Below are 536 nucleotides of genomic sequence, written 5' to 3'. Positions count from 1 at the left end.
GTACAACAAGGACCAAATAAAATTTGGTTTTCGCCAAGAAGTTTCCAAAGCACTTGTAACAAATGTTTGAGAACTACTTTTTAAATCAGCTTTCCAGATTGTTAAAGAGCATGTTTTCCGAAGAAAACAGACATAAGCATGACTGCTTATGTCTGCATTCTTAAGCAAGAGAAGTGGCGTCCCCTAGGGGATTCGAACCCCTGTTACCGCCGTGAAAGGGCGGTGTCCTAGGCCTCTAGACGAAGGGGACCCAAAATCATCTTTGCGCTGCGCTAGCAGTGCAGATTTTGGGTAATGGCGAGTGCCGAGCCTGCGAGGCCGAGCGCCATTATTCACATCCCAAAACCCAATGACAGGGCTTCTCTCATTCAACCGAAGTTGAATAAGCACTGACGCTTTCGCATCAGGTCTTTGCTCTAACTACTTTGAATCAAGGCAATCTGTGTGAACACTCAACAACTTCGTCATCTTAAGGTAAGGAGGTGATCCAACCCCAGGTTCCCCTAGGGTTACCTTGTTACGACTTCACCCCAGTC

Annotated in this window: 1 tRNA gene and 1 rRNA gene; both read right to left on the bottom strand. The window is 46.6% G+C overall.

Annotation, left to right across the window (positions count from 1 at the left end):
- Window positions 1-174: 174 nt before the first annotated feature.
- Window positions 175-250: transfer RNA gene (locus ACB033_RS22630), tRNA-Glu, on the bottom strand.
- Window positions 251-475: 225 nt separating this feature from the next.
- A 16S ribosomal RNA gene (locus ACB033_RS22625) occupies window positions 476-536 on the bottom strand; the annotation flags it as partial.

Origin of the sequence: Aeromonas sp. S15(2024) (assembly GCF_041402265.1) — a bacterium.
In the GTDB taxonomy this organism is placed as follows: Bacteria; Pseudomonadota; Gammaproteobacteria; order Enterobacterales; family Aeromonadaceae; genus Aeromonas; species Aeromonas dhakensis.
The sequence above is the reverse complement of the archived record's forward strand: the minus strand, read 5'-3'. Positions and strand labels throughout refer to the sequence as shown.